Origin of the sequence: Microbacterium sp. HMH0099 (assembly GCF_049384025.1) — a bacterium.
In the GTDB taxonomy this organism is placed as follows: domain Bacteria; phylum Actinomycetota; class Actinomycetes; order Actinomycetales; family Microbacteriaceae; genus Microbacterium.
Genome location: NZ_JBMRJR010000006.1, coordinates 14,565 through 34,908 on the forward strand (window position 1 = coordinate 14,565; position 20,344 = coordinate 34,908).

Annotated in this window: 20 protein-coding genes; 10 read left to right on the plus strand and 10 right to left on the minus strand. The window is 73.8% G+C overall.

What is annotated here, in order from left to right:
- Window positions 1-56 precede the first annotated feature (56 nt).
- Window positions 57-605 (minus strand): PadR family transcriptional regulator, encoded by a 549-nt coding sequence (locus ACO03V_RS13965; protein ID WP_423138004.1) that lies wholly within the window; start codon window positions 603-605, stop codon window positions 57-59.
- Window positions 606-781: 176 nt separating this feature from the next.
- Between ACO03V_RS13965 and ACO03V_RS13970 the strand changes: the two genes are divergently transcribed.
- From ACO03V_RS13970 to cydC, 4 genes are all read left to right on the plus strand, one after another.
- On the plus strand, window positions 782-2,224 hold the full coding sequence (locus ACO03V_RS13970) for a cytochrome ubiquinol oxidase subunit I (RefSeq protein WP_423138005.1): 1,443 nt from the start codon (window positions 782-784) through the stop codon (window positions 2,222-2,224).
- Window positions 2,225-2,233: 9 nt separating this feature from the next.
- Complete coding sequence (gene cydB, locus ACO03V_RS13975; protein WP_367733600.1) at window positions 2,234-3,265, plus strand: cytochrome d ubiquinol oxidase subunit II; 1,032 nt, start codon at window positions 2,234-2,236, stop codon at window positions 3,263-3,265.
- Between the two features lie 83 nt (window positions 3,266-3,348).
- The gene (gene cydD, locus ACO03V_RS13980) at window positions 3,349-4,953 is read left to right on the plus strand and encodes a thiol reductant ABC exporter subunit CydD (protein WP_423138166.1); all 1,605 of its coding nucleotides are present in this window, start codon (window positions 3,349-3,351) and stop codon (window positions 4,951-4,953) included.
- A complete protein-coding gene (gene cydC / locus ACO03V_RS13985) occupies window positions 4,950-6,632 on the plus strand; it encodes a thiol reductant ABC exporter subunit CydC (RefSeq protein ID WP_423138006.1) in 1,683 nt (560 codons plus the stop codon). The genes cydD and cydC overlap by 4 nt, the downstream gene beginning before the upstream one ends.
- A 15-nt stretch (window positions 6,633-6,647) precedes the next feature.
- Here the strand turns inward: cydC and ACO03V_RS13990 are convergent, their stop codons facing one another.
- From ACO03V_RS13990 to ACO03V_RS14005, 4 genes are all read right to left on the minus strand, one after another.
- Window positions 6,648-7,754, minus strand: coding sequence for an ATP-binding cassette domain-containing protein (locus ACO03V_RS13990; protein ID WP_423138007.1), 1,107 nt, complete (start codon window positions 7,752-7,754; stop codon window positions 6,648-6,650).
- Entirely contained in the window at window positions 7,751-8,536 is a 786-nt protein-coding gene (gene modB / locus ACO03V_RS13995) for a molybdate ABC transporter permease subunit (protein WP_423138008.1), read from the minus strand. The genes ACO03V_RS13990 and modB overlap by 4 nt, the downstream gene beginning before the upstream one ends.
- Window positions 8,533-9,297, minus strand: coding sequence for a molybdate ABC transporter substrate-binding protein (modA, locus tag ACO03V_RS14000; protein ID WP_423138009.1), 765 nt, complete (start codon window positions 9,295-9,297; stop codon window positions 8,533-8,535). Before modA ends, modB begins: the two co-directional genes overlap by 4 nt.
- Window positions 9,298-9,378: 81 nt before the next feature.
- Window positions 9,379-9,777, minus strand: a complete 399-nt coding sequence (locus ACO03V_RS14005; RefSeq protein ID WP_367733583.1) for a TOBE domain-containing protein — start codon at window positions 9,775-9,777, stop codon at window positions 9,379-9,381.
- 49 nt (window positions 9,778-9,826) lie between these two features.
- Here ACO03V_RS14005 and moaA point away from each other — a divergent pair, with 49 nt between their 5' ends.
- From moaA to ACO03V_RS14030, 5 genes are read left to right on the plus strand one after another with little or no spacing between them, the layout of a single operon-like run.
- Window positions 9,827-10,930, plus strand: coding sequence for a GTP 3',8-cyclase MoaA (moaA, locus tag ACO03V_RS14010; protein ID WP_423138010.1), 1,104 nt, complete (start codon window positions 9,827-9,829; stop codon window positions 10,928-10,930).
- A complete protein-coding gene (locus tag ACO03V_RS14015; RefSeq protein ID WP_423138011.1) occupies window positions 10,927-11,697 on the plus strand; it encodes a HesA/MoeB/ThiF family protein in 771 nt (256 codons plus the stop codon). Before moaA ends, ACO03V_RS14015 begins: the two co-directional genes overlap by 4 nt.
- Entirely contained in the window at window positions 11,697-12,920 is a 1,224-nt protein-coding gene (gene glp / locus ACO03V_RS14020) for a gephyrin-like molybdotransferase Glp (RefSeq protein ID WP_423138012.1), read from the plus strand. Before ACO03V_RS14015 ends, glp begins: the two co-directional genes overlap by 1 nt.
- Complete coding sequence (gene moaC / locus ACO03V_RS14025) at window positions 12,917-13,396, plus strand: cyclic pyranopterin monophosphate synthase MoaC (protein WP_423138013.1); 480 nt, start codon at window positions 12,917-12,919, stop codon at window positions 13,394-13,396. The genes glp and moaC overlap by 4 nt, the downstream gene beginning before the upstream one ends.
- Window positions 13,393-13,629 (plus strand): MoaD/ThiS family protein, encoded by a 237-nt coding sequence (locus tag ACO03V_RS14030; protein WP_423138014.1) that lies wholly within the window; start codon window positions 13,393-13,395, stop codon window positions 13,627-13,629. Before moaC ends, ACO03V_RS14030 begins: the two co-directional genes overlap by 4 nt.
- A gap of 31 nt (window positions 13,630-13,660) precedes the next feature.
- Here ACO03V_RS14030 and ACO03V_RS14035 read toward each other — a convergent pair whose 3' ends face one another.
- From ACO03V_RS14035 to ACO03V_RS14045, 3 genes are read right to left on the minus strand one after another with little or no spacing between them, the layout of a single operon-like run.
- Window positions 13,661-14,104, minus strand: a complete 444-nt coding sequence (locus ACO03V_RS14035) for a molybdenum cofactor biosynthesis protein MoaE (protein WP_423138015.1) — start codon at window positions 14,102-14,104, stop codon at window positions 13,661-13,663.
- Window positions 14,101-14,580 (minus strand): MogA/MoaB family molybdenum cofactor biosynthesis protein, encoded by a 480-nt coding sequence (locus ACO03V_RS14040; protein WP_423138016.1) that lies wholly within the window; start codon window positions 14,578-14,580, stop codon window positions 14,101-14,103. The genes ACO03V_RS14035 and ACO03V_RS14040 overlap by 4 nt, the downstream gene beginning before the upstream one ends.
- Before the next feature lie 9 nt (window positions 14,581-14,589).
- A complete protein-coding gene (locus ACO03V_RS14045) occupies window positions 14,590-16,197 on the minus strand; it encodes an SDR family oxidoreductase (protein ID WP_423138017.1) in 1,608 nt (535 codons plus the stop codon).
- A gap of 93 nt (window positions 16,198-16,290) precedes the next feature.
- On the opposite strand from ACO03V_RS14045, the gene ACO03V_RS14050 reads away from it, so the two are divergent.
- Entirely contained in the window at window positions 16,291-17,772 is a 1,482-nt protein-coding gene (locus ACO03V_RS14050; protein WP_423138018.1) for an MFS transporter, read from the plus strand.
- A 12-nt stretch (window positions 17,773-17,784) separates the two neighbouring features.
- On the opposite strand, the gene ACO03V_RS14055 is transcribed toward ACO03V_RS14050, so the two are convergent.
- Both ACO03V_RS14055 and ACO03V_RS14060 read right to left on the minus strand, forming a co-directional pair.
- Complete coding sequence (locus tag ACO03V_RS14055) at window positions 17,785-19,626, minus strand: helicase HerA-like domain-containing protein (RefSeq protein WP_423138019.1); 1,842 nt, start codon at window positions 19,624-19,626, stop codon at window positions 17,785-17,787.
- 10 nt (window positions 19,627-19,636) lie between these two features.
- Entirely contained in the window at window positions 19,637-20,335 is a 699-nt protein-coding gene (locus ACO03V_RS14060; protein ID WP_367733570.1) for a phosphatase PAP2 family protein, read from the minus strand.
- Window positions 20,336-20,344 lie beyond the last annotated feature (9 nt).

A 20,344-nucleotide genomic window follows, 5' to 3' on the forward strand; every position in this document is an offset into this window, starting at 1 on the left:
TGACCTCAGGATGCGCGGGAAACGTGCGCACCGCTCCGGGCTTGACGGCCGGGGGGTCAGGCGGTAGCGCGCACCGGACGGCCCCGCCGGGGACGCTCGTCCGAGACCCCGAACGGCTCCGCGCCGGCCGCGAGCTCGCCGACCTCCGCCAGCCACCGCAGATCGGCCTCGAGCCGGGCACGCCGCGCCGCCCGCACGATCGCCACCGTCGCGGCATCCCCCTCCGCCTCCTCGGCGACCCGGGCGAGCTCCGCCTCGACCGCCGCCCGTTGCGCGGACAGAATGCCGCCCACGTCGGCACCGGGGAGGGTGACGGCCAGCGCGATCTTCAGGGCCGTCTCATCGCGCCCCTCGGGCAGCGAGGGCGTCGCGAGCCAGTCGCGCACGACGGTGGAGCCGGCGGGGGTGAGGCCCCACAGCACATGGCCCTCGTCGTCGATCCCGCGCCCCTCGGCCAGCCCGTCGCGCTCGAGTCGCTCGAGGGTGGTGTACACCTGCCCCACGTTCACCGCGCTTCCGGTGCGCCGCGTGTACTCGGCGCGCAGCTGCGACCCGTAGCAGGGCGCGAGCTCGAGGATCGCGAGCAGGCTCTGGCGCACCGTCATGCGGCCTCCGGTCCGGTCGGGAAAAGACTCACCGAGTATATGGTTCCTCTCCCCCGCGTCCCCCGCGACGCGCCCCGGGGGTTGTCTCGACGCCGAGAAAGCCCTCGCCGAGCGTCTCCGGGCCCGGCGTAGCATGTGGTCTGACCACACAACGGACGGGCGAACGGAGACGACACGTGGAGTGGCTGGACCCTCTTCTCCTGGCACGGTGGCAGTTCGGACTGACCACCCTGTACCACTTCCTCTTCGTGCCCCTCACGCTGGGGATGTCGCTCATCGTCGCCGTGTTCCAGACGGTCTGGTACCGCACCGGCGACGTGCGCTGGCTCCACCTGACGCGATTCTTCGGGAAGATCTTCCTCATCAACTTCGCGATGGGCGTCGTCACCGGCATCGTGCAGGAGTTCCAGTTCGGCATGAACTGGTCGTCGTACTCCCGCTTCGTCGGCGACGTGTTCGGCGCCCCACTGGCCTTCGAGGGCCTGATGGCGTTCTTCCTCGAGGCGACGTTCATCGGGCTGTGGATCTTCGGCTGGGACAAGCTCCCCCGCCTCGCCCACCTCGCGAGCATCTGGATCGCCGCCCTGGGCGCGACGTTCTCCGCGTACTTCATCCTCGCGGCGAACGCCTTCATGCAGAACCCGGTCGGCTACGAGATGTCGGCGGACGGATCGCGCGCCCAGCTCGTCGACTTCTGGGCCATGCTGACCAACCCCGTCGCCCTCGCCGCCTTCCCCCACACGATCTTCGCGGGCTGGATGTTCGCCGCCATGGTGGTCGTCGCCGTCTCGGCATGGCACCTCGCCCGCAACCAGAACGTCGAGCTCATGCGCAAGACGCTGCGCTTCGGCCTGTGGTCGACGGTCGTGTCGTTCGTGCTCGTCGCCCTCGCCGGCGACCAGCTCAGCCTCGTCATGGTGGCGACCCAGCCGATGAAGATGGCGGCCGCCGAGGCGACCTTCAACACGGTGTGCGGTCAGGACGCCTCGTTCTCGATCTTCACCCTCGGCACGCCCGACGGCACGAGCGAGCTGTTCTCGATCCGCGTGCCCTTCCTCCTCAGCATCCTGTCGACGCACTCCCTCGACGGCTGCGTCGAGGGCATCAACGACCTCAACACGATGTACGCGCAGGAGATGTTCCCGCAGTTCGCCGATCAGGTGGACGGCAACTTCGCCCCGGTGCTGTGGGTCACCTACTGGGCCTTCCGCTGGATGATCGCCCTCGGCGGCCTCGCCGCCCTCGTCTGCGTCGTCGGCCTGTGGGTGACGCGCAAGAAGGCGACCCGCCCGGTCGCCCCGTGGATGTGGCGCGTCGCGATCTGGGCCGCCCCGCTGCCGATGATGGCGAGCCTCGTCGGGTGGGTGTTCACCGAGATGGGCCGTCAGCCGTGGATCGTCTTCGGACTCATGCTCACCGAGGACGGCGTCTCGCCGAGCGTCCCGGGCTGGACCGTCCTGCTCTCGCTTGTCGCCTTCACCCTCGTCTACCTCACGCTCGCGATCGTCGAGTTCGGCCTCATCAAGAAGATGGCCCAGAAGGGCCCCGACCCGCTCCCGGACCCGGATGCCGCGCGCGAGCCGGACTCCATCGAGAACACCCCGACGACGGTCTACTAGGAGGACGCCATGGATCTCGCTCAGCTCTGGTTCTGGATCGTCGCGTTCCTGTTCGTCGGCTACTTCGTGCTCGACGGCTTCGACTTCGGCGTCGGCATGTCGCTGCCCTTCCTCGGCAAGGACGACATCGCGCGCCGCCAGGTCATCAACACCATCGGCCCCGTCTGGGACCTCAACGAGACGTGGGTTATCGTCGCGGGCGCGGCCCTGTTCGCCTCGTTCCCCGAGTGGTACGCGACGCTGTTCAGCGGCTTCTACCTGCCGCTGCTGGTGATCCTCCTCGCGCTCATCGCCCGCGGCGTCTCGTTCGAGTACCGGCACCAGCGGGACTCCCTCCGGTGGAAGCGCACGTTCGACCGCATGATCGTCGCCGGCTCCGCACTCCCCGCCTTCCTCTGGGGCGTCGCCTTCGCGAACATCGTGCAGGGGGTCCCCCTGGATGCCGACCACGAGTACGCCGGCACGGTGCTGACCCTGCTGAACCCCTACGCGCTACTGGGCGGCCTGACGACGCTCCTGCTGTTCTTCGTCCACGGCGTGTACTTCGTCGCGTTGAAGACCGACGGCGAGGTGCGGACCGCCGCCCGCGCCCTGGCCAAGCGGGCGGGCGTCGTCACCGTCCTCGTCGCCGCGGGATTCCTGCTCTGGACCGTGGCGCGCGCCGCGGGCGCCGAGGCGCCCCTGCTGCCGGCCGTCGCCGGCGCGGCCGGGCTCGCCGCCCTCGCCCTGATCGGGTCGGTCCTGGCCAACCTGCGCGACCGCGAGGGGACGGCCTTCACGCTCGGCGCGATCACGATCGTCGCCGCGGTCGCGACGCTGTTCTTCGCGCTGTTCCCGAACGTCATGCCCTCCACCCTCGCCCCCGGGTCGGGCCTCACGATCGACAACGCCTCCAGCTCGGACTACACCCTGACGATCATGAGCTGGGCGGCGCTCGTCTTCCTGCCGCTCATCCTCGGCTATCAGGCGTGGACCTACTGGGTCTTCCGCAAGCGCGTCACCCGCGCGCGCATCGAGAAGGCCGCGCTCGTCGCCCACTGAGGGGCGGGGCGTCTGAGAGGATCGACGGCGTGACGGGCGCGGGTGCGGAGGTGGATGCCGCCGACGCACCGCCCCGCGAGCGGATGCGTCCCGTCGATCCTCGTCTCGTGCGGTACGCCACGGCGGCGCGCGGGTTCCTCGCGACGACCGCCGCCATCGTCCTGGCCCAGACCGGTGTCGTCGTCGGCGTGGCCTGGGCCCTGACTGCCGCCCTGGTCGGCGCGATTGACGGACGACCGCCGGCGGAGCTGGGCGGATACATCGGGATGGCGGCATCCCTGGTCCTGGTGCGCGGCCTGCTCATCGTCGCGTCCGAGCGCGTCGCGGCCCGAGGGGCTGCCGCCGCGTCGCTGCAGCTGCGCGCCCGCCTGACCGAGGCGGTCGCCGTCCTGGGGCCGCGGTGGCTGAGCGGCCGGAACGCCGCGTCGCTCTCCGTGACCGCCGGGCACGGGCTGGACGCCCTAGACGCCTATTTCGGGCGTTACCTCCCGCAGCTCGTGGCCACGGCGATCACGATGCCGATCCTCATCGGCGCGATCGCCCTCGCCGATCCCCTGTCGGGCCTGACGGTGGTGCTGACCATCCCTCTCATCCCGATCTTCATGGTGCTGATCGGCCTGGCCACCCGCGCGGTGCAGCAGCGGCAGTACCGGACGCTCGGGCGGCTCGCCGCGCGGTTCTCCGACACGGTCGAGGGGCTCGGCACGCTGAAGGCGTTCGGCCGGCAGCACCGCGCGGCCGACGCGATCGAGACCGTCACGCGGGACTACAAGCGCGAGACGATGACCGTGCTGCGGGTGTCGTTCCTCTCCGGCTTCGCCCTCGAGTTCCTGGCATCCATCTCGGTCGCCATCATCGCCGTGACGATCGGCTTCCGGCTGCTGTCGGGCGACCTCGACCTCCTCGTGGGGCTGTTCGTGCTGCTGCTCGCCCCCGAGGCCTACCTCCCGCTGCGTCAGGTCGGGGTGCAGTTCCACGCGGCGAGCGAGGGCGTCGCGGCCACCGACGAGATCTTCGACGCGCTCGACGCGGCGCGCGCCACGACGGCCCCGGATGCCGCGGCCCCGACGACCGGCCGGACGCTCTCGCTGCACGACGTCCGCGTGCAGCGCGGGGCGCACCCTCTGCGGCCGGTGTCGCTGACGGTCGGGCCGGGAGAGGTCGTCCTGTTGAGCGGGCCGAGCGGCGCGGGCAAGTCCAGCCTGCTCGCCGCGGTGCTCGGCTACGCCGCCTACGACGGCGAGATCCGCCTGGACGGGACGCCGGTCGCGCACGCGCGGACGAGCGTGGCCTGGGCGGGGCAGCGTCCGGGCCTGGTGACCGGGACGGTCGCGGACAACGTCGCCCTGGGCGCCGCCGCCCCCGACGACGCCGCCGTGCGCTCGGCGCTGGCCGACGCCGGAGCGGCCGACGTGCCCCCGGCGACACCACTCGGTGCCGGCGGCGCGGGACTGTCCGGCGGACAGGCGCAGCGGGTCGCCGTCGCCCGCGCCCTCTACCGCGCCCGCACCACCCCGGCGCGAGTCCTCCTCCTCGACGAGCCCTCCAGCGCCCTGGATGCCGCCACTGAAGCGCACCTGTGGGCGACCCTGCGGCGCGAGGCCGACGCCGGCGCCGCCGTCCTGCTGGTGTCCCACCGCCGCAGCGCCCGCGCCGTCGCCGACCGCGTGGTGGAGGTGGTCCCGTGAACGCGCGGGTCCGCGGCATCCTGAGGTCCGCCCTGCCCTCCCGTCGCCGGTTCGCCCCCGCCGTCCTGTCCGGCTTCGGCACGGCCGCGAGCGCCGTCGCACTCCTCGCGGCGAGCGCGTGGCTCATCGCGCGCGCGGCGGAGCAGCCGCTGGTCATCTACCTGTCGATGGCGGTCGTGGGCGTCCGGGCGTTCGCCCTGTCGCGCGGGGTCTTCCGCTACCTCGAACGACTGACCTCGCACGATGCGGCCCTGCACCAGCTCGCGGGGGTGCGCGCCGACCTCGTGCGCACCCTCGTGCCCGTCGCCCCGGACGGCCTCGCCCGCTCCCGGCGGGGCGGACTGCTGTCGAGCGTCGTCGACGACGTCGAGGAGCTGCAGAACCTGCCGCTGCGCGTCGTGCTGCCGCTCGTGACCGCGGCCGTCACCGCCCTGGGCGCCGTCGTGTTCACCGCGTTCGTGTCCGTCCCGGCGGCCCTGGTGCTGCTCGGCTGCCTCGCCGCGGCCTTCGCCGTGGCCGTCGCGCTCGGCTGGGCGGCGGGAGCCCGGGCGGAACGTGCCGTGGCGCCGCTGCGGGCCGCCGTCGCGGACGCCATGCACGACCTGCTGACGGGCCTCGACGTGCTCACCGCCTACGACGCGCTGGACGCCGCCCGCGCCCGCGTGGCCGACGCCGACGCCGCGCTCCGCCGGGCACTCGTCCGACGCGGCACCGCGCAGGGCCTCACCGCCGGCGGGGTGTCGGTCCTCGCGGGGGCGGCGTCGCTCCTGGCGCTCCTCGTCGCCGCGCCGGGCGTGACCGGCGGGACGCTCACGGGGCCCGGACTGGCGGTCGTCGTGCTGCTGCCGATGGCCGTGTTCGAGGTGTTCGGACCGGTACCGCTCGCGCTGGCATCCTGGCGCCAGGTCCGCGCGTCGGCCGAGCGGATCGCCGCCGCCGTCCCGGAGGACGTGCCGGAGGGGCTCCCCCGCGACGAGTCCGCCCCCACCGGCGAGGCTGCCCCGCTGGGGGCGGGGCTGGAGCTGCGCGACGTCCGGGCGCACTGGCCCGCGCGCGGCGCCGGCGACGCCGACGACACGGGGCGCATCGTGGACGTGTCCCTGCGGGTCGGCCCGGGCGAGCGGGTGCTGGTGACCGGTCCGAGCGGCGCGGGCAAGACGACGCTCGCCCACGTGCTGGTCCGCTTCCTGGACTACCGCGGCTCGTACACGGTCGGCGGCGTGGAGGCGCGGGACCTGTCCGGCGACGATCTGCGCCGCACAGTCGGCCTCGTCGAGCAGACGCCGTTCCTCTTCGACGAGACGATCCGTCAGAACCTCCTCTTCGCCCGCGAGGACGTCGACGACGCCGACCTGACCGCGGTGCTGTCCCGGGTCGGACTGGACGCCTGGGTCGCCGAGCGCGGGGGGCTCGACTCCCGGGTGGGCGACCGCGGCGCGCTCGTCTCCGGCGGGCAGGCGCAGCGCCTCGCCCTTGCGCGGGCCGTGCTGCGCGGCTTCCCCGTGCTCGTGCTCGACGAGCCGACGGCGGGAGTGGATGCCGCCGCGTCCGACGCCCTGCTGCGCGACCTGCTCGGCGCGGTCTCGCGGGAGCAGGCGGTGGTGCTCGTGTCGCACGTCGACGTGCCCGCGGGCCTCATCGACCGCGAGGTGCGGCTGGAGGCCGGCCGCCTCGCCTGAACCCCCCTCGGAGTCTCAGGCGACGGGGACGAACCGCACGAGATCCGGCGCGAGACGCAGGACGACCTCCGTGCCGGGCGCAAGGGTCGCAGCCTGCGCGGCCGCGATCTCGGCGGCGCCGGTGTCGGTCAAGGCCCGCACCCCCGTCGGCGTCGGCACCAGGTGGGTCACGGTCGCGCGCCACACGTTGTCGGCCGTGGCGGCGAGCCGGGCACCCGGCAGCGTCAGGCGGACGTCCGCCGCCCGGAACACCGCCGCCAGCGGCACGCCGTCGGTCCGCGCGAGCGCCAGGGAGGCGGCATCCGTCGTCCGCAGTCGCGCCTCGCCGCCGAGCCAGCCTCCGTCCGAGGCGATCCCGACGAGACGCTCGAGCCCGGCGATGCGGGCGGCGACATCGGTCGCGGGGGCCGCGAGCACCTCGCGCACCGGACCGGACTGCGTCACCCGTCCCTGCTCGATGATCATGAGCCGGTCCGCGAGCGCGGCCGCATCGACCGCGTCGTGCGTGACCGCCACCGTCGTCACCCCGGCGAGCCGCTCGCCGAGCATCGTCCGGATCTCCGAGGCCGTCACCGGGTCGAGGGCGACGAGCGGCTCGTCCAGCAGCACGACCCGCGGCTCGGCGGCGAGCGCGCGGGCGACGGCGACACGCTGCCTCTCGCCCCCGGAGAGCTCCGACGGACGGCGGTCGCCGGCGTCGGGCAGTCCGACGCGGGCCAGCCAGTCGTCCGCGGCGGACCGGGCGAGGGATGCCGCGACCCCCGAGCCCCGCGGACCGAACGCGACGTTCTCCCGCGCCGACAGGTGCGGGAAGAGGCGGGCGTCCTGTCCCAGGAGGACGATGCCCCGCGACATCGGCGGTGTGCGCACCCGCGGTCCCGAGGAGCGGTCGATGACCTTCCCGTCCACGGTGATCTCGCCCTCCTTCAGGCTCACCAGCCCGGCCAGGACCTGGAGGATCGTCGACTTGCCCGCACCGCTGCGGCCCATCACCGCGAGGGTCTCCCCGGGGGCCACCTCGAACGCGACGTCGACGTCGAAGTCGCGACGGCGGACGCGGAGGCGCGCGCGCAGCGCGGCGGCATCCCTCCCGCCCCTGCCCGCGGCGCGCTCCCCGCTCACCGGGCCGCCCCCGGACGCCAGCCGCGGACGAGCAGCAGCACGGCCACGGCGGTCACGAGCAGGAGCAGCGACAGCGCTACCGCGGTGCCCTGCGAGACGCCCGCCCCGTTGAACGCGGTGTAGATGGCGAGGGGCATGGTCTGCGTCACCCCCGGACGGTTGCCGGCGAACAGGGCCGTCGCCCCGAACTCGCCGATCGCCCGCGCGAAGCACAGCACGATGCCGGCGACGATGCCCGGGGCGGCCAGCGGCAGGGTGATCCGGCGCAGGATCGTCAGGCGGCTCGCCCCGAGGGCCGCGGCCGTACGCTCGTAGCCGACGCCGGTGCTGCGCAGCGATCCTTCGACGGCGAGCACGAGGAACGGCAGGGCGACGAACACCTGCGCCAGGACGACGGCGGGGGTCGTGAACGGCAGCCCCAGCGCCCCGAACCATCCGGAGCGGCCGAAGAGGTAGAGCAGCGCCACCCCGCCCACCATGGGAGGGAGGACGAGCGGCACGGTCACGAGGGCGCGCAGCACCGCCGCGGTCCGGGGCGTGCTGCGCGCGATGACGATCGCCAGCGGCACCCCGACGAGCGCGCAGACGGCGGTGGCGACCGCGCCGGTGCCGAGCGAGAGCGCGAGGGCGGCCCGGGATGTCTCGGAGGTGACGTCCTGCCACAGCGTGGCCCACTCGACCCGGGCCACGAGGGCGGTCAGCGGGACGAGGAGGAACACGAGCCCGACCGCGGCCGGGACGATGAGCGAGCGCGGGATGTACCCGCCGCGTCCGTCCGTCACGGCGCTCGGAAGCCCGCGGCGGAGAGGATCTCCTGCCCACGGGCCGACAGCACGAAGTCCACGAACGCGGCGGCCGCCTCCGGGTTGCGGGCGTCCGTCAGCGCGGCGATCGGGTACCGGTTGACGACGTCGGCCGCCCCGTCGGGCACGATGGCCTCGACGTCGTCGCGGCCCACCACGTCGGTGGCGTAGACGAGACCGGCGTCCGCCTCCCCCGCCGCCACCTTGGTGAGCACCGCCGTCACGTTCTGCTCCGCGCTCGCGGGCGTCACTGCGACCCCGGCATTCGACAGCAGGGTCGCGGACGCGGCGCCGCAGGGCACCTCCGGCGCGCACAGCACGGTGGTCACGCCGGCCAGGTCGGCGAGGTCGTCGACGGCCCCCGGGTTGCCGGCCGGGACGACGATGACCAGCGTGTTGCCGGCGAACACCTGCGCGTCCGGCGCGCGGTCGGCGACCTTCGCCATGTTCTTCTCGTCGGCGGAGGCGAACACGTCCGCGGGCGCGCCCTCGCCGATCTGCGTGGCCAGGGTGCTGGAGCCGTCGTAGACGGCCGTCACCTGCACGTCGGGGTTGTCCTCTTCGAACGCCGCCGCGATCTCGTCGAAGCTGCGCTGCAGCGAGGCCGCGGCGTAGACCTCGACGGTTCCCGAGACGCCACTCCCGGCGGACGTGCCCTCCGAGGGAGCGGGGGCGGCGCAGGCCGTGAGCACCGCGGCGGTCACCGCGAGCAGGACGGGTAGACGCAGGGTGTGGCGCACGATGATCCTCTCCCCGGCGCTCCGAAGGACGGGAGGCCGAGGCATCCAGTATTCCGCATCAGCGGATGCAGAAGCCGCAGATCACCGCTCCCGCGGCTTCTCGATCGTGACGACGGTCGCCTTCATGGATGCCACGGCGAGCGCCCCCGGCTCGAGGGCGAGCTCCTCCGCCGCCTCGGCCGACATCAGCGACACCACCCGGTGGGGCCCGCACTGCAGGTCGACCTGCGCCATGACCCCGTCGACGCGGACCCGCGTGACGATCCCGACGAAGCGGTTGCGGGCACTGGAGGCGACGTCGGTGGGATCGGCGGGCTCGGCGGCGAGGGCCACGGCGCGCTCGGCGAGGGCCGCGCCGGGGATCTCCACGGGCGTGGTCCCCGTCGTCGGGAGCACGCCCTGATCGATCCAGCGGCGCACGGTGTCGTCGCTGACGCCGAGCAGCCGGGCGGCCGCGGCGATGCGGAAGGTGTTCGGCATGCGACGACCGTACCGCCCCGACGTGCGGGGACTGTCTTAGGCTCGACCCATGGATGCCGAGCACGTGACCGGGACCCCGAGAGCGGTCCCCGTGACGCTCGGCGCCATCCGCACGACCGGCGCCCCGCAGGAGGGGGGCCTCCTCGACCGCTTCGGCCGCGTGGCGACCGACCTGCGCGTGTCGGTCATCGACAAGTGCAACCTCCGCTGCACGTACTGCATGCCGGCCGACGGGATGCCGTGGCTCCCGCAGTCGCAGCTGATGAGCACCGACGAGATCCGCCGCATCGTCCGCGTCGCGGTGCAGTCGCTCGGCGCCGAGGAGCTGCGCATCACCGGCGGCGAGCCGCTCGTGCGCAAGGACCTCGAGTTCATCATCGCCGGCATCCGCGAGGACAACCCGGACCTGCCCATCTCGATGACGACGAACGCCGTCGGCCTCGACCGTCGCGCCCAGGCGCTCGCGGACGCCGGACTCACGCGCGTGAACGTGTCGCTCGACACCCTGCACCCCGAGACCTTCGCCGAGCTCACCCGCCGCCCGCACCTCGACAAGGTGCTCGCGGGGCTGCAGGCGGCCCGTGCGGCGGGCCTCGGCCCGATCAAGATCAACGCCGTGCTGCTGCGCGGCGTCAACGACACCGAGGTCGTCCCCCTGGTGGACTGGGCGGTGACGAACGGCTTCGAGATGCGCTTCATCGAGGACATGCCGCTGGACGGCGACCGCTCCTGGTCCGCGATGAACGTCATCCCCGCCCGCGACATCCGCGCCGCGATCGAGGAGGCCTTCGTCCTCACCGCCGACCCCCGCGGTCGCGGCGCCGCCCCCGCCGAGCGCTGGGAGGTGCGCCGCACCGGCGAGACCGCCGTCGCCGGCCACGTCGGGATCATCTCCTCGGTCACCGAGCCGTTCTGTGCGGCGTGCACGCGCACCCGCGTGACCGCCGACGGCAAGGTGCGCTCGTGCCTGTTCTCGCACGAGGAGACCGACCTCCTCGCCGCCCTCCGCGACGGGACGACCGACGCGGGCCTCGCGCAGATCTGGCGGGATGCCATGTGGGCCAAGCCCCGCGCCCACGGCTCCGACACCGTGGGTCTGGCGCGGGAGGACTTCGTCCAGCCGGAACGCACCATGAGCGCGATCGGCGGATGAGACCGCTCGTCGAGCCGGTGGACGCCCTCGCGCCCGAGGAGCTGATCCGCACCGCACGACACGCCGTGCTCGCCGCGATCGGCGAAGAGGGCCAGCGCCGTCTCGCGAACGCCCGGATCGCGGTCGTCGGCGCCGGCGGTCTCGGCTCCCCCGTGCTGCTGGCCCTCGCGGCCGCGGGCGTCGGCGAGCTCGTCGTCGTCGACGACGACATCGTCGAACGCACCAACCTGCAGCGTCAGCTCGCGCACCGCGTCGACGACATCGGGACGCCCAAGACGACGTCCGCCGCCCGCGCCGTCCGCGACCTGTCGCCCCTCACCGTCGTCCACGAACGACAGGTCCGGCTCGTCCCCGGCAACGCCGTCGACCTGCTCGCCGGCGCCCACCTCGTCATCGACGGCAGCGACACCTTCGACACGCGCGAGGCCGTCGCCGCCGCGGCCGAGACCCTCGGCATCCCCCTGGTGTGGGGAGCCGTGCAGGAATGGGCCGCACAGGTGACGGTGTTCTGGTCGCACCCGCCCGAGGGGTACGCGCCCGTCGTGCTGGGCGACCTGTTCCCGCCCGGATCCGCCGGAGAGCCGCCCACGTGCGCCCAGGTCGGCGTGCTCGGCTCGCTGTGCGTGCAGGTGGGCGGGCTCCTCGCCACCGAGGCCGTCAAGCTCGTGACCGGTGCCGGCGACCCGCTGCTCGGCCGCCTCGTCGTGATCGACGCGCTGCGCGCGCGGCAGGACGTGATCCCCCTGACCCCCGGAAGGACCCCGTGATGAGCGACCTCCGCACCGTCGAGGAGCATCGTGCCCGCGTGCTCGCGGCCGTCTCGGCCCTCCCCGTCGAGACCGTCCTGCTCGCGGACGCCGCGGGCCGCACGCTCGCCGAGCCCGTGCATGCCGCGCACGACCTCCCCGGCGTCGACAACTCCTCGATGGACGGGTTCGCGGTGCGCTTCGCCGACGTGGCGGGGGCGGATGCCGACAGCCCCGTCACCCTGGAGGTCGCGGCGGACCTGCCGGCCGGCACCGCCGACGACCCGCCACTCGCGCCCGGGGAGGCGGCGCGCATCATGACGGGAGCCGCCGTCCCGGCGGACGCCGACGCCATCGTGCCCTTCGAGGACACCGCGGGCGGCCTCGCCGACTCGCTCGGGACGGTGACGGTGCTCCGCGCCCCCGCGGCATCCGGTGCCTTCATCCGCCGCCGGGGCGGCGACACGCGCGCCGGGGCCACCGTGCTCTCCCCCGGCGAGCGCCTCGGGCCCTTCGCCCTGGCCGCCGCCGCGGCCGCCGGGGTCGCGGAGGTCGTCGTGCGCCGTCGCCCCCGCGTGGCCGTCGTGTCGACGGGCAGCGAGCTCGTCGCCCCCGGAGAGGTCCCCGGCCGCGGGCAGACGCCGGACTCCAACGCGACGCTTCTCGCCGGGCTCGTCGCCGGGGCCGACGCGGAGGTCGCCCTCGTCGATCGCGTCGGCGACGACCCGGCCGGGATCGACGCGGTCCTCGCGCGCGCGGCGGACCTCGACGTCGTGGTGTTCACCGGAGGGGTGAGCGCCGGAGCCTACGAGCCGGTGCGCCTGGCGCTGTCCGACCGCATCGCGTTCGAGAAGGTCGCGATGCAGCCGGGCAAGCCGCAGGCCTTCGGCGTCCTCGACGACGGGCCGCTCGTGTTCGGCCTCCCCGGCAACCCGGTGAGCGTCGCGGTGTCCTTCGAGGTGTTCGTCCGCCCGGCACTGCTGGCCCTGCAGGGCCGGACGACGATCGACCGGCGGATCGCCCGGCTCACGGCATCCGAGACCTGGACGACCCCGCCCGGCCGCCGGCAGTACCTCCCCGCCGCGATCGACCTCGTCGCGGGCACCGTGCGTCCGGCGACGGCCGGCGGGTCCGGATCGCACCTCGCCGCCTCCCTCGCGCGGGCCGAGGCGTTCGCCGTGGTGCCCGCCGAGGTGTCGACCGTCGCCGTGGGCGACCCGCTCGATGTCATGCTGATCCCATGACCTTCACCCACCTGGATGCCGCGGGCCACGCCCGCATGGTCGACGTCACCCTCAAGCAGCCCACCGTCCGCACCGCGACCGCCCGCGGTTTCGTGCGGTGCGCGCCCGCGGTGGTCGACGCCCTCCGCGACGGCACCGCCCCGAAGGGGGACGTCCTGGCGGTGGCCCGCATCTCCGGCATCCAGGCCGCCAAGTCCACGCCCGCCCTCCTCCCCCTCGCCCACGTCATCGGCGTGCACCGCGCCTCGGTCGACCTGGCCATCACCGACGAGGGCGTGGAGATCGAGGCCACCGTCGGCACCGCCGACCGCACGGGCGTCGAGATGGAGGCGCTGACGAGCGTGTCCGTCGCCGCGCTCGCGGTGGTCGATATGGTGAAGGGGATGGACAAGGGCACGTCCATCGAGAACGTGCGCATCGTGTCCAAGACCGGCGGCAAGTCCGGCGACTGGCGCCGTCCGAGAGAGGGATCGTGAGCGTGCGGGTCCGGTATTTCGCCGCGGCCGCGGACGCCGCAGGCACCGACGCCGAGGAGCGGGGCGAGTCCTCGCTCGCCGGGCTGCGCCGCGCCGTCGTCGCCGACCACCCCGCGCTCGGCGGCATCCTGGACCGGTGCGCCGTGCTCGTCGACGGCACCCGCCGCGACGACGACGCGCCCCTCGACGGCGCGACCCACGTGGACGTGCTGCCGCCGTTCGCCGGCGGCTGAGCCGACTGCTGCGCCGCTCGCTAGCCGCTCGCTAGCCGCCGAGGCCCTTCCAGGCGGTCGTGCCGTCGGCCTCGACCTGGCGCTTCCACACGGGCAGGTCGGTCTTGATCGTCTCGATCACGGTGCGGCAGACCTCGAACGCGGCGGCGCGATGACCGGATGCCACGGCGATGACGACCGCGGCCTCCCCCACGCCCAGCCGGCCGATGCGATGGCTGACCGCGACGATCGCGTCGGTGCCGGCGGCGGCGTCCTCCGCAATGCGGTGCAGCGCCTGCTCGGCATCCGGGTGCGCGCTGTACTCGAGGGCCACGACCGCGTCGGAGGCGTCCGGATCGGTGTCGCGCACGCGCCCGACGAACGTGGTCACGGCGCCCGACGAGGACTCCTCGACCGCGTCGAGGTGCGCGTCCAGATCGAGCGGGGTCTCCGAGAGGCGCGCGATCCGCACCGCGGACGCAGGGGTGGTGCTCATGAGTGGTCTCCTCCGGCGAGCTGGTCGACGATGTGCGGGGCGAGCTCGGCCACGACCGCGATCCCCGAGGCGACCGCCCGCGTGGACCCCGGCAGGTTCACCACGAGCGTGCCCGGGTCGACGATGCCGGCGAGCCCCCGCGAGATGACCGCCATCGGGGTGTCGGCCAGGCCGCGCCGGCGGAGCTCCTCGGCGATGCCCGGCAGCTCCCGGTCCAGGACGCGGGCCGTCCCCTCCGGCGTGCGGTCGGTCGGGGCGATGCCGGTGCCGCCGGTCGTCACGACGAGGGATGCGCCGGGGACGACCCGTCGGAGGGCGCCCTCGACGCTGTCCGCGCCGTCGGGCACGACGATCGGGTCGTCGCACGAGAAACCGGCCTCGCGCAGCAGCGCGACGGCCAGCGGCCCCCCGCGGTCCTCGCGGAGCCCCGCGGCGGAGCGGTCCGAGACGGTGATGACCCGAGCGTTGTGCGGCACCGCTCCAGCCTAGGCCGACGCGGTGGTCTCGACCTCGGGCACCGCCGGGGCGATGCGCCCGGCCTCGGCCTTCGGCTCCGGGTTCTCGCGCTGCACGTGCTCGGCGGCGGCGGTGATGCGCCGGGCCATGCCGCTGAAGATGAGACCGTGGAACGGCAGGACGGCCATCCAGTACAGCCGGCCCGCCAGGCCCGTCGGGAAGAACAGCGCGCGCTGGTCGAAGCGCGCCCCCTCGCCCTCGGCGGACGCACGCAGCTCGAGCCACGCCCCGCCCGGCACCTTCATCTCCGCGCGCAGCCGCAGCAGGTGTCCCGGCTCGATGGCCTCGACCCGCCAGAAGTCCAGGGCGTCGCCCACCGTCACGACGGAGCGGCTGCGGCGCCCGCGGGCGAGCCCGACGCCGCCCACGAGCCGGTCCATCCACCCGCGGATGGCCCACAGCAGCGGCGACGAGTACCACCCGTTCTCGCCGCCGATGCCCTCGATGACCGACCACAGCTGCGCCGCGTTCGCGGTCGTCCGCATGGTGCGCTCGTCGGTGTAGACGAGCCGCCCGGCCCAGTCGGGGTCGCTCGGCAACGGGTCGCTGGGAACGCCCGAGACCTCGGCGTCGAGCCAGCTCGTCTCGATGTCGTCGTCGTTCACGCGGCGCAGGGCCAGACGGACGGCGTCCCGGTACGGCATGAGCCCCTCGGCGGGGCGCGGGATGAGGTCGTCCACCGCGCGGTCCTTGACGACGCAGTCGTTCTGCAGCGACTCCACGAGCGGACGCGCGATGGCCTTCGGGATGGGCGTGACGAGGTTGACCCAGTGCGAGGCCAGGCGCGGCGTCAGCACCGGGAGCGACGCGATCGGCCGCTGGTGCAGCCCCGCCTCGAGCGCATAGCCGTTCATCATCTGGCCGTACCGCAGGACGTCCGGTCCGCCGATGTCGACGGCGCGGTTGACGTTCGGCGCGACGCGGGCCGCCCCCAGCAGGTAGTGCAGCACGTCGCGGACCGCGATCGGCTGGATGTGGTTGCGCACCCACTTCGGCGCGGGCATGTAGGGCAGCACGTCGGTCAGGTGACGCACCATCTCAAACGAGGCCGAGCCCGAGCCGATCACCACGCCCGCCTGCAGCACGAGCGTCGGCACCCCGCTGCCGAGGAGGATCTCCCCCACCTCGACGCGGGAGCGCAGGTGGGCGGACAGCTCGGTGTCGGTCGGGTGCAGACCGCCGAGATAGACGATGCGGGACACGGATGCCGCGGCCGCCGCGTCCGCGACCGTCCGGGCCGCCCGCCGGTCGGTGCTCTCGAAGTCGCGCCCGCCGCCCATCGAGTGGATCAGGTAGTAGAGCACGTCCACGCCCTCGACGGCCTCACCCACTGCCACCGGGTCGGTGGCGTCGCCCTGGACCGACTCGACGTCGCCGCCCCACGGGAAGGCCTGGATGCGACGGACGTCGCGCGCGAGGACGCGCACCCGGTAGCCGGCGGAGAGGAGACGCGGGACGAGCCGGCCGCCGAGGTAGCCGGTCGCGCCGAGGACGAGGGCGAGCGGCGCGGAGCCGTCGGGACGGGGCTGGGCGACCAGGGCCGGTTCGCGGCCGGTCGGGGTGGTCAACGCGCTCATGGCCGTCAAGCTACGCCCGGCCACGGTCGCAGATGGCGGGCTTGACGTCCGCCCGGCTGGCATCCGCGAAGGGATGCGAGTACTCCTAGAAGGATGATCCCCCCAGGTCACAAGGCATCCCGCACCCCCCGGCTCGAGGTCGACGACGTCATCGTCGTGGACAAGGGACGCGTGCGCACCGCTATCGGCGGCACCGTGGTCGGCAACTTCATGGAGTGGTTCGACTTCGGGATCTACGGCTACCTCGCGGTCACGCTGACCCTCGTGTTCACCCCCGAGCTGCCCGACCCGTGGGGCCTGCTCGTGACGCTGCTCGGCTTCGCGATCTCGTTCCTCGTGCGCCCCTTCGGCGGTTTCGTGCTCGGCCCCCTCGGCGACCGCATCGGGCGCCAGAAGGTGCTCTTCCTCACGATGGCGATGATGGCGGCGGCCACCGCGCTCATCGGCGTCCTGCCCACCTCCGCCGCGATCGGCCTGTGGGCCATCGTCCCGCTCTACCTGCTCAAGATGGTGCAGGGCTTCTCCACCGGCGGCGAGTACGCCGGCGCGACGACGTACGTGTCGGAGTTCTCCCCCGACCGCAGTCGCGGCTTCTGGTCGTCCTGGCTCGATGTCGGGTCGTACGTCGGCTTCGCCGCCGGCGCCTCGGCGGTCGCCGTCACCACCGCGATCACGACCTCGATCTCCGGCGACGACGCGATGGTCGAGTACGGCTGGCGCATCCCGTTCCTCCTCGCGATCCCCCTGGGCATCGTCGCGATCTACTTCCGGCTGCGCATCCCGGAGACGCCGTCCTTCGAGCAGACGCACGCGGCGGAGTCCGACCGGGTGCCGGACGCCGACGACCCGATGGCACGGCAGGGTCTCCGCGGCATCCTGCGCCATCACTGGCGGGCGCTGCTCATCGGGATCGCGCTGGTCGCGGCGACCAACACGGCCGGATACGCGCTGACCAGCTATATGCCGACCTACCTCGAACGCGAGGTCGGCGTGTCGAACCTCTTCGCCGCCGTCGCCACCGTCCCCGTGCTCCTCGTGATGTCGGCGACGCTCCCGCTCATCGGCCGGCTGAGCGATCGGATCGGCCGCCGACCGGTCTACGCCATCGCGGCGGGTTCCGCCCTCGTCCTGCTGGTGCCGGCGTTCCTCATCATGCAGATCGGCGAGCTGTGGGCCGTCATGATCGCGCTCGTGATGGCCGCCGTGCCCGTGGCGTTCTACGTCGCGATCTCGGCGTCGGCGCTCCCCGCCCTCTTCCCCACGGCGTCCCGGTTCGGTGCGATGGCGGTCGCCTACAACGTCGCGGTGTCGCTGTTCGGGGGCACGACCCCGCTGTTCAGCCAGGCCCTGATCGCCTGGACCGGCAACACGCTCATGCCGGCGTTCTACATCATGTTCTTCGCCGCGCTGGGGCTGGTCGCCCTGCTCGCGATGCGCGAGACGGCGAAGCGTCCCCTGCTCGGCTCGGTCCCCGCCGTGGAGACGGCCGAGGAGGCGCGCGCGGTCGTCGACCGGCAGGACCGCGACCCCCTCATCGACACGTCGACCATGCCGCTCCCGGTCCGTCGCCCCTGACGGGAGCGCGGGTCAGCGTCGGCGGCCCGTGCCGAACAGGCCCCGGATGACGCCGGAGAGGATGCTCTTCGTCGCCCCGCGGCCGAGCAGGTCGTCCAGCGGCGCGGTCGGGGCGGACGAGCGTCGCGAGGGGGCGGCGGTGCTGCGCAGGATCCGGTCGTACTCCCGCTGCGCCTTCTTCTGCGCCGCGGCGTGCGCCTTGTCGATCGCCGCCTTCTGCTTCTCGTACTCGGCCTGGTCCGCGGCGTCCTTCTCGGCCCGCTCCTCCGCCTCCCGGGCGACGGTGGCCGCCTCCAGCCGCGCGCCGAGGATCTCCCGCGCCGACTCGCGATCGATGGGGGTCCCGTACCGGGCGAGGAGAGGGGATGCCGCCACGGCCGACGACAGCTCGTCGGCGGGGATCGGCGACATCGACGCCTCCGGGGCGAACATCCGCGTCCACGCCACGGGCGTGGGCCGGCCGCGCTCGTCCATCACCGTGACGATCGCCTCGCCGGTGCCGAGCTCCTGCAGCACCCGTTCGAGGTCGTAGCCCGACTCCGGATAGGTGCGGACCGAGGCCCGCAGCGCCTTCGCGTCGTCGGGCGTGAAGGCGCGCAGCGCGTGCTGCACGCGAGAGCCCAGCTGCGCGAGGACGTCGGCGGGGACGTCCTTCGGGGTCTGCGTCACAAGGAACACCCCGACGCCCTTGGACCGGATGAGCCGGACCGTCTGCGTGATCGCGGCCAGGAAGTCCTTCGACGCATCGCGGAACAGCAGGTGCGCCTCGTCGAAGAAGAACACGAGCTTCGGCTTGTCGACGTCGCCGACCTCGGGGAGCATCTCGAAGAGCTCCGCGAGCAGGTACATGAGGAACGTCGAGTACAGCGCGGGGCGCGACGCGACATTCGGCACCTCGAGCAGACTGACGATCCCCTCGCCCGACGCGGCCGTCCGCAGGAACACCGCGACGTCGAGCTCGGGCTCGCCGAAGAAGCCCTCCGCTCCGTCCGCGGCGAACGCGACGAGCTCGCGCAGGATGACGCCGGCGGTGGCGGACGACACCCCGCCGATCCCCTTCAGCTCCGCCTTCCCCTCGTCGCTGACGAGATGGGTGAGCACCGCCCGCAGGTCCGCCAGGTCGACGAGCGCGAGCCCCTTCTGGTCGGCGTAGTGGAACACCAGCGCGAGGCTCGACTCCTGCGTCGCGTTCAGGCCCAGGACGCGGCTCAGCAGCAGCGGACCGAACCCCGACACGGTGGCGCGCACCGGGATGCCCGCCCCCGCGTCGTCGCCGAGCGCGAAGAACTCCGTCGGCCGCGCGCGCGGCGTCCACTGCTGGCCCAGCGCGGCGGTGCGGGCGGACAGCTTCTCGCTCGCGACACCGGGCGCCGCCACGCCGGACAGGTCGCCCTTGATGTCGGCCGCGAAGACCGGGACGCCGTTCGCCGAGAGCTGCTCCGCGAGCAGCTGCAGGGTCCGGGTCTTCCCCGTCCCCGTGGCTCCCGCGACGAGACCGTGACGGGCGACCATCGACAGCGGGATCCGCACCGGCACCGCGGGCACCGGTCCGCCGTTGACGAGGACGCCGAGGTCGAGCGCCGGCCCCTCCGCCGCGTAGCCCCGGGCGATCTCCTCGACCTGCGCGGGATCGAGCGGGACGGATGCCACCGGTGCCGGGCCCACGTCCGGGGTGGCGGGCGCGGCCGGCGCGGCCTCCCCGGCGGCGGCCATGCGGGCACGCGCGGCGGCGGCCTCCGCCTCGGCGAGGTCGGCGCGGGCGCGGGCCAGCCGCAGCTCCGCCTCGGCCGCCTCCGCCTCGACGCGCAGCCGCGCCACCGCGGGATCGATCTCGGACCGGCCGGGCTCGCTCATGCGCGTCAGCCTACGACGGCTGCGAGATCGAGGCATCCCGCCGTCGTCGTCGCAGCGTGCGCCGGTCGTCGTCCCGGGATCGCAGGTGGGAGAAGAGGGCGGCGAGCAGGAGGGCGGCGCCCGCGCCCGCCATCGTGCCGCCGATGGTGTCGGACAGCCAGTGGGCGTGCAGGTAGGTGCGGCTGAACGCCATCAGCACCACCCACGCCACCCCGACGATGCGCACCCACAAGTGCGGGAACACCACCGCGGCCACGACCGCGACCGTGGCGGCGTTGGCCGTATGCCCCGACGGGAATGAGCCGTAGTCGCTGAGGACCAGGATGTCCTCCGGGCGGGCACGGCCGAAGGTCTGCTTGAGCACCTGCACGAGACCGGCGCTGGCCGCCGAGGCGACGAGGAAGTACAGCGCCGACCACCGGCGACCGACGAGGAACAGGACGAGCGCCCCGCCGAGCGGGACGATGTAGATCGCTGTGTAGTAGCCGCCCAGCTGGTTCATGACGTAGGCGAAGTCCAGCAGCGGCCGCGAGGCCGCCCCGGCGAACAACCCGTTCCACCACACGTCGACGGCGAAGGGGCTCGGACCGCGGAAGAACACCCACGCGCCGAGGCCGCAGGTCAGGGCGATGAGGACGAGTCCGGCGATGGCCCGCGCACGCTGCGGGCGGGTGTCGAGGACCGGATCGTCGGCGACGGTGGCATCCATCGACCCATC